This window comes from Companilactobacillus nodensis DSM 19682 = JCM 14932 = NBRC 107160 (assembly GCF_000615905.1).
Classification (GTDB): Bacteria; Bacillota; Bacilli; order Lactobacillales; family Lactobacillaceae; genus Companilactobacillus; species Companilactobacillus nodensis.
On record NZ_BAMN01000036.1, the window covers coordinates 1 to 14132 of the forward strand.

The window sequence follows — 14132 nt, forward strand, 5'->3', positions numbered from 1 at the left end:
ATTATTTTATATATTAAGATTAGGAGTTATTTTTTTGTCCGTCAAATATTTGGATTTGTAAACTTTACAACTCTATTCTTCCCCAGAATCAGTAATTCCATCAACAACAGTTTCAATCGCATGAACCAACGGACTATCAGCACTGATTCCAGTATCCGCAAACCGATCGGCCCACCAGTCGATTCTGATATGTTGAATCTTTTCAACAACTTTATGTCCAGTATCTGTCAGCAATAAGTTCTTAGTTTTACCTGCTCCATCAATTTTTCTAAGATAATCCATTTTTTGCATCTTATTGATCTCACGAGTTGCCAATCCCTTATCGACGACCAACAATCTTGCCACCTGATTCTGACTGATTTCTGGATAATCACCGATCGATAACAAGATACAAGCGGCAGTCGGATTAAGCTTTAATTCATCGAATTGTTCCTTTGTATCCTTATAGTACTGTCTATGCAGGATAGAAATATCCTGTGCAAGGTAACCGATATTCTTCATAATTATCTCCAAGTGTTGCGTGTTGACAAATCAACACAAACGATTTATGTTATTAACAATAACATCACACCAAACGAATCTCAAGGAGAACATCTTAATGTCAACGAAGAAAAATGGTTCTGAAGCATTATTCAATTCAATGATCAATCAAGGAGTCAAATACGTATTTGGACTTCCCGGCGCAAAGGTAGACAAACTATTCGACTTAATGGAACACAGCGATAATCCTAAAGCACCCAAGCTTATCATCACTCACCACGAACAAAACGCTGCTTTCATCGCATCAGGTATTGGTCGTTTAACTGGCAAGCCCGGCGTAGTCGCAACTACTTCTGGCCCCGGTGTTTCTAACCTAGCTACTGGACTTATCACAGCCACATCCGAAGGTGACCCTGTCGTTGCCCTAGGTGGACAAGTTCCTCGTAATGACATTGCTAGATTAACTCACCAAAGTATCCCAAGTAAGGAATTAATGATCTCAGCCACAAAGGATAGTGTCGAGGTTCAAGACCCTAATAACCTTTCTGAGACTTTTGCCAATGCATATCAAACAGCCATGGCTCCTAAGTCTGGTGCCACATTTATTTCACTTCCAAAAGATGTCTTAGACTCTGAAGTAACTGTTCCTGAAATTAAAGAATTATCACCTATCAAACAGGGTAGTGCTAACAGCGAAATCGTTGACCAAATTATCGACAAGATCAAGAATGCTAAGCTACCAGTTATTCTAGCCGGTATGCGCTCATCAAGTGAAGAAGTAACTGAAGCTATTCATCATCTATTGCACAAGTTCTCAATTCCCGTTGTCGAAACTTTCCAAGGCGCCGGAGTTATCTCTCGTGACCTTGAGAAGAATTATTACGGACGTGTTGGTTTGTTCAGAAACCAAATCGGTGATGCAATTCTTAAGGAAAGTGACCTCGTTCTTGCCGTAGGTTATGATCCCGTTGAATATGAAGCCAGAATTTGGAACGTTGACCGTCAAGGTGAAGTTATCAACCTTGACAGTATTGCTCCCGAAATCTCAAATGAATACCAACCTGACCTAGTCGTTCAAGCAGATATCGCTAAGACTATGCGTGACATTGCCCACAACTTACCTGCTGACATTTCACTCAGTGACGACATGAAGTCACACTTGCACCAAATGCAATTGAGCTTCTTATCTCAAGATGAAGTTCCAGCTGAAGATCCTAAAAAAGGTGTACATCCACTAGCTATCATCAAAGAACTTCAAGACCAAGTCGATGATGACACAACTGTTACCGTTGATGTTGGTAGTCTATATATCTGGATGGCTCGTCACTTCAGAAGTTACAAACCACGTCACCTATTATTCAGTAATGGTATGCAGACGCTTGGTGTTGCTCTTCCTTGGGCGATTGCCGCAGCGCTAGAGCGTCCTGAAAAACCTATTGTATCAGTCTCCGGTGATGGTGGATTCTTATTCTCAGGTCAAGAACTTGAGACAGCCGTTCGTCTTAACTTGAACATCGTTCAATTGATTTGGAATGACGGATACTATGATATGGTTAAGTTCCAAGAAGAAGCTAAATATGGTCGTAATGCTGGTGTTGATATTGGTACAGTTGACTTTGCCAAGTACGCTGAAAGTTTCGGTGCAACTGGTATGCATGCTACAACCAACGCTGAATTAAAGGATGCCTTGAAGAAGGCTTTCGCAACGCCTGGTCCTGTAGTGATCGACATCCCTGTTGACTACTCTGACAACAGCAAGTTCGTCTCAGCACTTCTTGAAGAATACTAATCTAGAAAGGATCGTCTCTATTTTATGTCAAACTCAAACGTACTTTATCAACACGGAACATTGGCTCTATTAGTTCCCGGATTACTAGATGGAACTCTAACAATGAAGGACCTATTGAGCCATGGTGATACTGGAATCGGTACTGGAGAAGGACTCGACGGCGAGTTGATCATTCTCGACGGTACACCTTACCAAGTTGACAGCAAGGGTAACGTCAATCTAGTCGACAGTGAATTCACTCTACCATTCGCTAACAGTCACTTTGCTGACTACGCCGAAATGTTAGAAGTTGAAGATATTAAACGTGATGATCTCCAAAAACAAATTTCAGAAACTGCTGCCAGCAACAATACCTTCTATTCAGTTAAGATCACTGGTACCTTCAAGAATATGAAGACACGTGCCGTTCAAAAGTCTTCACAACCTTACAAGTCACTAGCTGAAACAGCTGAAAAACAAAGTATCTTCACAAAAGATTCCGTTGAAGGAACCCTATTAAGTTACTACTCACCACAATTGTTCGATGGTGCAGCCGTTGGTGGCTTCCACAGTCACTTCATGTCAGATGAACACGACTTCGGTGGTCACATTCTAAGCTTCGAATCAGTAACTGGCGTTGTCAGTTTCCAACAATTCGATAGTTTGGAACAACACTTACCTACTGATAACAAAGATTATATGCAACATGATTTCTCACAAGATAATATTCTCGATGACGTCCATAACGCTGAGGGATAAATTCATTTGAGCCAGTTACCTATTTTAGGTGGCTGGTTTTTCTTTTGCGTAATTTAGTTTATATGTAAATATAAATATCTTGAAAGGCGATAGCTACCTGCTATCATAAATATGCAAAAGATAAAATTTGAGTATTACGATTTTCCAGAGTTTTTGAAATTCTTAGACTCTTTACAACCTAGAGATTCCGCAAAGCTAATTGAAATAATAAGCAAAGTTGAAAAATTCGGATTAGAAATATCTAAACGGCAAAAATGGATCAAAAAAATTGATAAAAATTTATATGAGATTCGTTCAATTAATTCAAAAAACATACAACGAGTTCTATATTTCAAAATATTAAATAATAAATTTATAATTACACATGGTTTCACTAAAAAAACTCAAAAAACACCTAAATATGAAATTACAAAATCAAAAACAAGAAGAGATAATTATTTAAAAAGGAGAAAGAATAGTGGGAATGCTTGATAACTACATAAATGAGAGAAGTAACAGAGAACCTGAATTTGCAAAAGCTATCCAAGAAGAATCTGCAAACCTTGAGGCTGCTGTAGCCGTTAGAGAATTAAGAGACAGTCTAAAAATGAGTCAAAGGAGCTTTGCAAAACTTGTTGGAAAACCTCAATCAACCATCGCAAGAATAGAAAATGGATCAATGAATGTTTCTATTGGATTGCTGGGACAGATTGCTCAGTTATCAAATAAAGAATTAGATATCACATTTAGATAAATTACTAATTAAATAAAACTAAAAAGGAAGCAGTTACGACTTGGATTACCCAAGAAGTAACTACTTCCTTTTTAGTTTTATATAGTTATTTTAACAACGGGTGGTTCAGATGATGCTCAGTGGCATCAACTACCCTAACGCCGAAACAATATCAGGTTCAATCTTCTCCGGCTTAGTAGTTGGCGCATAACGGTCAATAACCTGACCATCACGTCCAATCAAAAACTTAGTAAAGTTCCACTTGATCCGACCATGACCAGCTGCTTCCTTCAAGTAAGTGAACAACGGATCTTCATCATCACCATTGACCTTAATTTGCTTAGTCATCGGGAACGTCACACCGTAATGCATCTGACAATACTCGCTGGTTTCCTCATCAGAACCGAGTTCCTGGTGGAATTGATTCGAAGGAAGTCCCAAAACTTCCAAGCCCTGATCATGATACTTCTTATACAATGCTTCGATTCCCTCAAGTTGTGGCGCTAAGCCACATTTACTGGCAGTGTTGACGATCAGAACAACTTTACCCTTATAATCACTAAAATTGATCTTTTCGCCACTCATTTCTACTTCTGAAAAATCATAGATATTTGACATTTGCCTCAGTCCTTCCATATTAAAGTCATTATACGTTTAATATGGTGAAGTTATAACTATTTTGATTTTTACTCCGAGATTGTCTCCACCCAATTATTCATCAAGTAGATACTTACTGCTGCTTCAACCGCAGCAACAACTAGGAAGACAACGATATTTAGCGCAAAGTTTGCAGTATAGTTAGCGTTGATCAACATGTTAACTGAGTTTCTCAACTGATCCATAGCGAAACCAACAACTCTCAATACTAACCAGATCACAACAACATAAATCACAACGTTCATGATCTTGCGACCAGTTGATGGTAAGAAATTACTTGCGGAACGTGATGCCAAGTGAATCAAGTTGATAGTCGTCCAAGCCAAAACTATAATGGCTATCATCAAGCAGAAAATTGCTAATGATCCCATAATCGCATTGGGAGCGTCGAATGAAGCACGACCATTGATCATCGACATGGTGTTCAATGTATCCATATATTCTGACCAGTTTGGGATAGCTGAAATAAGATAAAAAACAGCTTCAGCGACTACGACATACAGATAAGAAACAAATGATGCCGCTAAATTAGCCAAATAAAACTTAGTATCACTAATTGGAATCAAACGGTAACTATCACGCGTATAAGTTAGTTCCTGAGTAATACTTAAACGAATAAAAGCTATCAGCGTAGCAATCGGTGACCATCCTAGCGTCACTGCCAACGGAACGCTATTACTCATGCCGCCTTGAAAGGCTGTTACAATAATACTTACTACAATCGCAATCAAGTTGATCATCAATAAAAAGTTCATATCGCGGAATCTTGATTTGAAAAATGATTTAAATAAGTTTCCAAAACTAGTCATCTTGATCGCCTCCTTCATATAGACTCTCGTAGAATTCTTCGATACCCATATCGTTGTCTTCACGGATCTCATCAGCTTGCTTGTGGCAGTTGATAGTCTTATCTTTGACAACAATAATTTCATCCAAGATTGAAGCAATCTCTGTCACATAGTGATCACTGATTATCATCGTTGAATCTTCAGGTTTCCATTTCAAAATACTGTTGATGATTTTCTTACGGCTCATACTATCAATACCGCCAAATGGTTCGTCCAACAAATACAAGTCTGCTTGACGTGACAATGTTAAGGCAATGATAAGTTTTTCTTTCATCCCTTTGGACATTGCGGACAATTTCAAACTCTTGTCAATTTGTAAGAAGTCGACCAATGAGTTCGAACGAGCTACGTTGAAGTCAGGATAAACTGCTTGATAAAAATCAAAAATCCTACCGACTTTTGTACCACCGCTAAATCCGCCCAGATGTTCGGTAAAACTGACATGACTCTTACGTTCAGCAATCTTACTTGCTCCGGCCACGGTAATAACACCTTTACCGTGGGCACTGCCAGTGATCAGGCGCATCAAGGTTGTCTTACCGGCACCATTCTCACCTAACAAGCCGACGATTTTGCCACTATCAACAGTCAAGTCCACATCACGCAAAATACTTTTTAAACTGTGACTATAATTTAATTTTTCGATCTTCAATAGTTCACTCATGTTGTCCATCCCTACTTTCCATATAACTCTTCATCTCGGACAATATCTCATCATCACTCAGGTTCAGCGCATGAAGTTGTTGATATACCAAAGTTAATTGTTCTTTAACTAATTTATTATGTAATTGTTTGATACCCTCAACATCAGTTGTGACGAAGTTGCCCTTGCCACGTTGAGATTCAATGATTTCCTCTGACAGCATCTCCGTCAAAGCACGTTGAACTGTATTGACATTAGCTGTCACATCGATTGCCAGTTGTCGAACAGACGGTAATTTCTCACCCGGCTGTAAGGTACCCGTGACGATTTGATGATAAAGATATTCTTTGATTTGATAATAGATTGGAACTTTGTCGTCAAATTTCAACTTGTCGTCCTCCTGTATAGTGTATTAGTTTACTAGTACACTATAACTTAGTAACTGTTGAATTGCAAAACATATGTAATAAAAAACAGAATGCCCAATATGGACACCCTGTTTCACTTAATCGTATGTTTCACCCCTTTTAATTTTTTTGCGTCATCTAATCTTTTTTCCAATTCTTTAACATTACTCTTACTGTAAAAAGGATCCTTGCCACCAATCAATGTATTATTCTCTTTCTTGCCTTCAACCATCGGACTAAAATCCTTCAAACAAAGAATTGATTTTATCAAACTCAGCCTGGCTCAATTGAACTTTCATAGAACCAGCATTAGAAACTACTTGCTTCTCCAAACGAGCGCCAGGAATAACTGTACTGATATCAGGATCAGCAATATACCAAGCCAAAATTGTTTGAGCAACGGTAGCGTCATGCTTCTTGCCAATTACCTTAACTTCATCCAAAGCATCCATGATCGACTTGAACTCACCGTCACTGAATTGCTTGAACTTATCATGATCTGACAATGAATACTTTCCCGTCAACAAGCCTGAAGCCAATGGGAAGTATGGTACGAAGGCAATGTTTTGTTCCTTTAAATATGGTAAGAGTGTCTTCTCTGCATCACGGTGAACCAAGCTGTAATTATCTTCAACAATATCAACTAAACCGTCACGATTGGCTTCTTTGATTTGGTCGAGTGAAAAGTTAGAAACACCAATTGCCCTGATTTTTCCAGCTTGCTTCAATTCATTCAAAGCAGCGACAGCCTCATACTTAGGAGTTGCTTCATCTGGAAAATGAATATAGAAGATATCAATATAATCAGTCTTCAATCGTTTCAGCGCATCATCAACTGATTGCTTCAAAAACTCAGGACTGTTATTCAATTCAAGATTGTTATTAGGATCTTGAGCTGCCTTAGTCGCAATAATGATTTTGGAACGATCATAATCTTGAATAACATCCCCGATGATTTCCTCAGAACGACCTTTACCATACATATAGGCTGTGTCGAGTAGCTCAATTCCTGAATCAAGTGCTTTGCGGACCACTGCATAGCCATCTTCATCTTTTAAATTATCAAATAAATTATGTCCACCAACTTTGTTAGTGCCTAATCCCAAACTTGGAATCTGAAGTTTTTTAGTTGCCATATTTTTCCTCCTTGTATTTGAAAGCATCACACGATTAGTTTATGCTTGTTGGCTTTTTAAAACAAAAAAAGTCCCTTCTCATTTGAGAAAGGACCTATATATTAACCAACTGTTATTTGCATTCGACCATTACGTTTGGAGTGATACAGATTCTGATCAACCCGATTATAAAAATCGATTGTCGAACGATCATCACCATTCACTTCTGATACACCGACCGAAACCGATATTCCAATTTGGTCTGTATCTGAATAAACTTCCATATGATTGATAGCTGAAAAAATTTGCTCAACAACTGTCTGCGTATCATCAACTTCATATCCAGGAAATAGAATATTGAACTCCTCACCACCGGTGCGGTAGAATCTGATGCTTGTATCGTTCTCATCCAGGACCGTCTGGACGATCATCGCCGTATGTTGCAAAACTCGATCGCCTGCCAAATGTCCATAAGTATCATTCACATGCTTGAAGTGATCAATATCAAACATCATCATCGACAATGGTTGATTCTCACTACGACTCTTCGCAAATAGATTTCTAATATCATCAGTATAAGCTGTGAAGTTTTCAGTTTTTGTCAAAGTATCATGACTGGCTAGCTCTGCCAAGCGAATCTTGATGGCACTATCCTGTGACAGCATCGTGATATACATATACAGCAATGCTTCGAAGATAACCAAGTAGATCCATTCCTGCCAAAAAGTCGTCCATGATAGATCGAACTTTAAAACCATCCAGAGCCACAATATACCGCCGAAGAAACTACCCACTAACATGTAATTTAGTAATGCATATTTACGATTGCGATACTTAACACGAATGATATTTAATACCCAGAAGAAAGTCATCAGAGTTATCGCATGTCCCCAAGACTGCCAATAACCTAACGAATGATTGAATATCATATAGACCAGAACAATGGGAAAGAAAGAATAGTACGGAATATGGATATTCAAGAAGTACGCTACGAAGACAACTCCGATCAACTGGAAATTCATAAATGCCCATGAATCACTCTGCCCAACAACTGATTGTTGAATACTAAAGACAAATATCAAGATATAGATCACGCCATACCAAGTATTCAATGTATCATCGTCAATACTAACACCACGTGAATGGATCCACGTTGAGATCCAACTAAATGTGACTTGGTACAATGTGAAGACACCTAGAATAAAGAAAACACTTGTGACGAATGGCGGAACTTGCCACATAGACCATGTCATATGCGATCCCCTCTCTATTAATTACTTCATGCAATAGAATACATAATAATCTAATTATTAACAGATTAAAAGTACAATCTATATGTCATATGGTTTTTTGCAAAAAATGGAATCACACATCAATTGTGTGATTCCATTGATCAACTCTGTTTGATACCAGCCTGCTTCAATATCTTACTCTCAATTCCATGTTCCAATTCCTTATCATTATGGATTGGAACTGGCAGCGTAACATTAGTTTCAGGATTGTACATTTTGAGATGCGAACCATTTTGGGATTTTTCTACAAATCCATTTTGTTTTAATAACTTAACTATCTTGTGCGATTTTAATGCCATTTTATTTCACTAACCTTTTCTTGTACAGAACTATCTATTCCTATCTAGTATCCCATAGTTTGATGGATTAGTATCTTATAGCGACTTATACAAAAAAGACCGCACACTTAAGTGCGGTCTAAAATCTTATTACCATTCATAATCAGTTGGATCTTGTAGTCCATTACCTGTGGCCTTGTCCAACATAATTCTTTGTTCGAAGTGAGCAACGTTACGTTTTGTTTCCTTAACCATATCTGGGTTAACAGATACATAGTCAATACCGCTTTGAATCAAGAAGTTAGTGAAATCTGGGAATTCTGAAGGAGCTTGTCCACAGATTGAAACTGTCTTCCCATCCTTGTGTGCTGTCTTGATCAAGTGACGGATAGCACGTTTAACGGCAAGGTTACGTTCGTCGAACAATGGTGAAACAGTATCATTGTTACGATCACAACCAAGAAGCAACATTGTTAAGTCATTTGATCCAATTGAGTATCCATCGATGAACTCATTGAATTTATCAGCCAAAATAATGTTTGAAGGAATTTCAGCCATCATGTAAACTTTGAAGTCTGCACTTCTGACTAATCCTTGGTTCTTCATAATTTCAGTGATCTTTTGAGCTTCTTCAACTTTACGAACGAATGGAATCATAACGTTCAAGTTCTTCAAGCCAAAGTCATTACGTACTTTCTTAACGGCTTCCAATTCAAGCTTGAAGGCATTGATGTACTTAGGATCGTAGTAACGTGAAGCACCACGCCAACCTAACAAGTCAGCTGGCTCGTTTGGTTCGAACTTCTCTCCACCTTTAAGGTTACGATATTCACTTGACTTGAAGTCTGAAAGACGTAGAACAACTGGTCTTGGTGCCATTGCACGAGCAACTTTAGAAACACCATCAGCCAACATATCGACAACTTTTTCTGGATGGCCCTGTTCGATCAAGTATAGTGGGTGCTCGTGAATATATGATGTCCAGATGAACTCTTCACGCATCAAACCAATTCCGTCTGCTGGAAGTGTTGAATACTTGTCAGCCAAATCTGGATCACCTAAGTTCATCATTACACCAGTTGCAGTTGGAGCAAATGTTTCTGCAGCAACTACTTGTCCACCGGCTTGATTACCTGAACCTGGTGTCTTAAGAAGGGCTTCAACCTTACCACTGTATACAATACCGTTCTTGGCATCAACAGTTACTACGTCGCCATCTTTCATTGCATCAGTTGCGGCTTCACCTTTACTACCAGTACCAACGATACAAGGAATCTGCATTTCACGAGATACGATAGCAGCGTGACAAGTCATACCACCATTATTTGTAACAATTGCGGCAGCCTTCTTCATAGCTGGAACCCAGTCAGGTGAAGTCATCAATGTAACAAGGATTTCACCCTTCTTGAATTGATCAATATCCTTAGGATCGTCGATTACGTGAACAACTCCACTAGCTACACCGGGACTTGCTGGTAATCCACGAACAACAGCTTTAGCATCTGATTCTGCAACCACGTTATCATCTCCACTATCAGTATCTGAATCATTTTCCTTTTTCTTTTGTGACCAGAATGTTTCTGGACGAGCTTGCACGATCCATAGACGATTTGTGTTTACATCCAGAGCGTATTCCATATCCATGTAGCAGCCGTAGTGCTCTTCGATCTTCTTAGCATAGCCGGCTAACTCTGTTACTTGTTCATCAGTAATAACTTGTTTATCTTGTAATTCTTCAGGAACTGCTTTCTCCACAGTACCACCATCAGCGACTCTCATTAGCTGAATAGTTTGTTTAACAACGTTCTTGTCAACAATCTTCAAAGATTTCTTATCAATGACAAAGTGGTTTGGTGTTACCTTACCCAAGACGATATATTCACCCAATCCACGAATTCCATCAATAACAATCTTAGAATCATCACCGTTAGAAACATCAACTGAGAACATGATACCTGAGGCCTTTGAGAAGACCATCATTTGAACAGCTGCTGACAAAGCAACCTTGTCATATGGGAATTGTTGTTTGTAACGATAGTAAGTAGCACGATCAGTGAATAGTGATGAGTAGCATCTCTGAACACGATCAACTACATCATCGGCACCTTTGATGTTTAGATATGATTCTTGTTGACCTGCGAATGATGCATCTGGCAAGTCTTCAGCTGTAGCAGAAGAACGAATAGCAACGAATGGATTCTCTTGACCCATTTTTTCTGATAGATCTGCATAAGCCTTCTTAATATCTGCGGCCAAGTCATCTGGCATCTTGGCACCAACAATCAAATCACGAATCTGTGTACATGCTTTGTGAAGTTCATCTGAATTTTCATAATCTTTGATATCGTTAAGTAGTGCGCTAACTTTATCATTCAATCCAGTTTTCTGCATAAAATATCGGTATGCACTTGCCGTAGTGGCAAAACCATAAGGTACTGGTAAATCCATTGATGAAGTCATTTCCCCCAGTGAAGAAGATTTACCCCCAACAAGGTTAACATCATCACGATGTAATTCGTTAAACCATAAAACGTTTGCTGTATCACGTGTGCTCATAAAAATTGCCTCCTTTTATATGTTAAAGAAAAGAATAAAATAAATTATGATAACGCTTCCATTCACAACTTAATTGTAAGGCACTTGTGAATAAACTTCAATGTGCATCTGTAAAATCGAAGGTTCAATGTTTACGAGAATATTGTGGTGATTTTGCAAAAAAATATGATGGCAAATATTATTCACCATCCTGTCGTTAAATTAGATAATTATGAAATACCGATATGTAAGTTCAAATGCTCAATATAATACCTATACTTCTTACTAAATTCCTCAGTATCTTCAGTAATAATCATCCCTTCAAAATAAGGATCCATTTTTTGACTGATTCAAAACTTTTATCATTAGTTTTAAGCATGTGCATCCCGTATAACTTCTTAACATCTCCAATACTTCTGTCCAGTTGCTCAATGTGAGCAGATACATCAGCACGGACACTACTTGAGTAGTGGTAGGCATAGTCGTTTTCATCAACTTCGATTATTACTATATAGTGAAAATATGATTTTGATTTCATCCTTGTTCTCTTCTTTTATTATTAAGAAAAAGAAGCAATCCACCCATCACATCTTTTTCCAACATAATATTTTGAATAATTATTAAAGCATCTTAACATATGCTAAAACACATTGTGAGGTATTTAAGGTATAAAGTCGTCAAAAAACGACCACATAAATATGGTTAAAACCACGTTTAATATTTCTATCTCCCGGTATCTCCCGGTATCTCCCGGTATCTCCCGATAAATCTATTTACTAAGAATTGGGTGAACCAATACATATCTTGTTGCAGGACCGGCACCAACCTTTTTTAATATATTAGCGTCAACCATTTTCTTTAGATACTTATTTGCTTGAGTCCCCTTTACTCCCAGAAGTAATTCAACAATCGCTCTAGTAACATATAAATGGTTCTTTAAATACTCAACGACTTGTCCCGTTTCATCATCAACAATTTTAACTGTTCCAGTATCGTCTGTTTCCAAAACATTTACGAATGTTGGTGCAGAAGGACGTTCACTATAATTTAAATTTGGTAAGCTAACTTTTACAAAATCCTCACCAGTTTTAAAATCTGGCTCTTTATTTTCACCAGCATAACTATTCAAAATTCTTCTAATACCAGTCCCATAATCCTCAATATACTTCAGCTTATTAAGAACCTTAATCACTTGGGGATTTCTAGGAAGAGTTCGTCCAGCCAAGACGGTCTTTAATTTCATCCCTCCTGGCAAAGGACCTGGAGACATAATAGTTAACCGGTCATCGAAAATTTCAATTTGAATGGGGGATTTGCTAAAGTAGGAACGATGTACAATTGCATTAATTACCGACTCACGTATTGCAACACTAGGGTAGCTTCTCTTTTCGTCCCTCATGGGTTTTCCAGTGATTCGTGCTGACAATGGATTATTAAGATCTATATATGTCAAAATATCATCAATCTGTTTTGGTAAACATCCGCTAAACTCTCGCCGATCTTTAAATCGATCAACTGTTACGCCGTCAAAAATAGCAACCTTTACCAAAAAATTATTTTGACTGCTCATAAGAAAAGCAACATTAGTGAATAGATCTTGTGGATTTAGAAACCCTAAAGCTTCGGCTTTAAAGTCAAGGTTCTCCCGTTTAAACACACTTTCAATTTCATCTAAATTCAAATTTTGAATAGGTGACTCTGAAGCATCAAACGAACTTAAATCTTGAAATGCCATCATTTTTGCAACACTTTCCTGAGATGCTTTGACCGACTCCGATCCATTTCTGACATACGCCCTGCTATCTAAGAAATATGGTTTAGCATTTCCCGGATTAATCTCAATACAGAAAAGTACCTGGTCTGTTATCACATGTACAACACCAACAGGACTCGGATAATAAATTGAACTCGATAACCAGCTTCCTACTTGCTCTTCAATTTTATGCTTCTCCTCATCAGTATAGACATGTGTAACTTTGCGACTATCATCGTTCACACCAAAGTAAATATAGGCTGTTCGTGTACCATTTAGAAATGCTGCAATTTCTTTTTTACATTTTTCATTGAACTTTTCCTTATATTCAATAACTTCATTTTCTAACGGAAAAGGTTGTTTATCAGCAATATTTAGCACATATCTCACCTCATTTTCAACGTTCTTTCAATCAAGTATTTCAGTAACGTTTAAATTTTTCCAGCAAATAGCCTTCAAAAACATTAGGGACTATTTTGGCCTAACGATTAGTCATATTAATTACTCTGACAGGAATTTACATTTTAACAAATTATAGCATAGACTTGATTATGTATATATTACTAGATAACCAGTAGCAAATATAGTCTGTTCTTGAAAATATATACTACATGCACAATTACATGCACTTTTACGTTGAATTTGACATCCCTCCCTACAAAAAATGTGGTACTTGATGAGTAACATCAAGTACCACATTAATAATATATACTTATTTATCCATTCAAATCAGTGCCTATTTAGTGACCAATTAGTGCCCGATGGAGCCTTTTTGGTCAAAAAAAATAAGACTACACAACAAAGTGCGGTCTTATTTAATGGTATACGGTCGTCTAAAGACGACCCCATAAGTAACTCTAAGCGACATAGTCGCTAAGAGACAAA

Annotated in this window: 16 protein-coding genes; 4 read left to right on the top strand and 12 right to left on the bottom strand. The window is 37.9% G+C overall.

Going from position 1 to position 14132, the window contains the following annotated elements:
- Positions 1 to 72: 72 nt before the first annotated feature.
- Positions 73 to 501: a MarR family winged helix-turn-helix transcriptional regulator gene (locus tag JCM14932_RS13390; RefSeq protein WP_025025305.1), complete on the bottom strand. Its 429-nt coding sequence runs from the start codon at positions 499 to 501 to the stop codon at positions 73 to 75.
- Positions 502 to 598: 97 nt separating this feature from the next.
- Here JCM14932_RS13390 and alsS point away from each other — a divergent pair, with 97 nt between their 5' ends.
- The 4 genes from alsS (at position 599) to JCM14932_RS13410 (ending at position 3740) form a co-directional block, all read left to right on the top strand.
- A complete protein-coding gene (gene alsS / locus JCM14932_RS13395) occupies positions 599 to 2269 on the top strand; it encodes an acetolactate synthase AlsS (RefSeq protein ID WP_025025306.1) in 1671 nt (556 codons plus the stop codon).
- Between the two features lie 24 nt (positions 2270 to 2293).
- Entirely contained in the window at positions 2294 to 3007 is a 714-nt protein-coding gene (gene budA, locus JCM14932_RS13400) for an acetolactate decarboxylase (protein ID WP_025025307.1), read from the top strand.
- A gap of 111 nt (positions 3008 to 3118) precedes the next feature.
- Entirely contained in the window at positions 3119 to 3478 is a 360-nt protein-coding gene (locus tag JCM14932_RS13405) for a type II toxin-antitoxin system RelE/ParE family toxin (RefSeq protein ID WP_025025308.1), read from the top strand.
- Positions 3465 to 3740, top strand: a complete 276-nt coding sequence (locus JCM14932_RS13410; RefSeq protein ID WP_155832142.1) for a helix-turn-helix domain-containing protein — start codon at positions 3465 to 3467, stop codon at positions 3738 to 3740. The genes JCM14932_RS13405 and JCM14932_RS13410 overlap by 14 nt, the downstream gene beginning before the upstream one ends.
- A gap of 129 nt (positions 3741 to 3869) precedes the next feature.
- Here the strand turns inward: JCM14932_RS13410 and JCM14932_RS13415 are convergent, their stop codons facing one another.
- The 11 genes from JCM14932_RS13415 to JCM14932_RS13465 form a co-directional block, all read right to left on the bottom strand.
- Complete coding sequence (locus JCM14932_RS13415) at positions 3870 to 4337, bottom strand: glutathione peroxidase (RefSeq protein ID WP_025025310.1); 468 nt, start codon at positions 4335 to 4337, stop codon at positions 3870 to 3872.
- Positions 4338 to 4405: 68 nt separating this feature from the next.
- Complete coding sequence (locus JCM14932_RS13420) at positions 4406 to 5185, bottom strand: hypothetical protein (RefSeq protein WP_025025311.1); 780 nt, start codon at positions 5183 to 5185, stop codon at positions 4406 to 4408.
- Positions 5178 to 5888 (bottom strand): ATP-binding cassette domain-containing protein, encoded by a 711-nt coding sequence (locus JCM14932_RS13425; protein ID WP_025025312.1) that lies wholly within the window; start codon positions 5886 to 5888, stop codon positions 5178 to 5180. The genes JCM14932_RS13420 and JCM14932_RS13425 overlap by 8 nt, the downstream gene beginning before the upstream one ends.
- Complete coding sequence (locus JCM14932_RS13430) at positions 5881 to 6255, bottom strand: GntR family transcriptional regulator (protein ID WP_025025313.1); 375 nt, start codon at positions 6253 to 6255, stop codon at positions 5881 to 5883. The genes JCM14932_RS13425 and JCM14932_RS13430 overlap by 8 nt, the downstream gene beginning before the upstream one ends.
- 113 nt (positions 6256 to 6368) lie before the next feature.
- Positions 6369 to 6506 carry a hypothetical protein gene (locus tag JCM14932_RS16670; protein WP_155832143.1) on the bottom strand — a complete coding sequence of 46 codons (138 nt, stop codon included), beginning with the start codon at positions 6504 to 6506 and terminating at the stop codon, positions 6369 to 6371.
- Positions 6507 to 6510: 4 nt separating this feature from the next.
- The gene (locus tag JCM14932_RS13440) at positions 6511 to 7410 is read right to left on the bottom strand and encodes an aldo/keto reductase (RefSeq protein ID WP_025025314.1); all 900 of its coding nucleotides are present in this window, start codon (positions 7408 to 7410) and stop codon (positions 6511 to 6513) included.
- Positions 7411 to 7511: 101 nt separating this feature from the next.
- Positions 7512 to 8642 (bottom strand): GGDEF domain-containing protein, encoded by a 1131-nt coding sequence (locus tag JCM14932_RS13445; protein ID WP_025025315.1) that lies wholly within the window; start codon positions 8640 to 8642, stop codon positions 7512 to 7514.
- A 140-nt stretch (positions 8643 to 8782) separates the two neighbouring features.
- Complete coding sequence (locus JCM14932_RS13450; RefSeq protein ID WP_025025316.1) at positions 8783 to 8980, bottom strand: type II toxin-antitoxin system HicA family toxin; 198 nt, start codon at positions 8978 to 8980, stop codon at positions 8783 to 8785.
- A 129-nt stretch (positions 8981 to 9109) separates the two neighbouring features.
- Entirely contained in the window at positions 9110 to 11515 is a 2406-nt protein-coding gene (ppsA, locus tag JCM14932_RS13455) for a phosphoenolpyruvate synthase (protein ID WP_025025317.1), read from the bottom strand.
- 292 nt (positions 11516 to 11807) lie between these two features.
- Entirely contained in the window at positions 11808 to 12032 is a 225-nt protein-coding gene (locus JCM14932_RS13460; protein WP_025025318.1) for a hypothetical protein, read from the bottom strand.
- Positions 12033 to 12263: 231 nt separating this feature from the next.
- Complete coding sequence (locus JCM14932_RS13465; RefSeq protein ID WP_025025319.1) at positions 12264 to 13628, bottom strand: ATP-binding protein; 1365 nt, start codon at positions 13626 to 13628, stop codon at positions 12264 to 12266.
- Between the last annotated feature and the right edge of the window lie 504 nt (positions 13629 to 14132).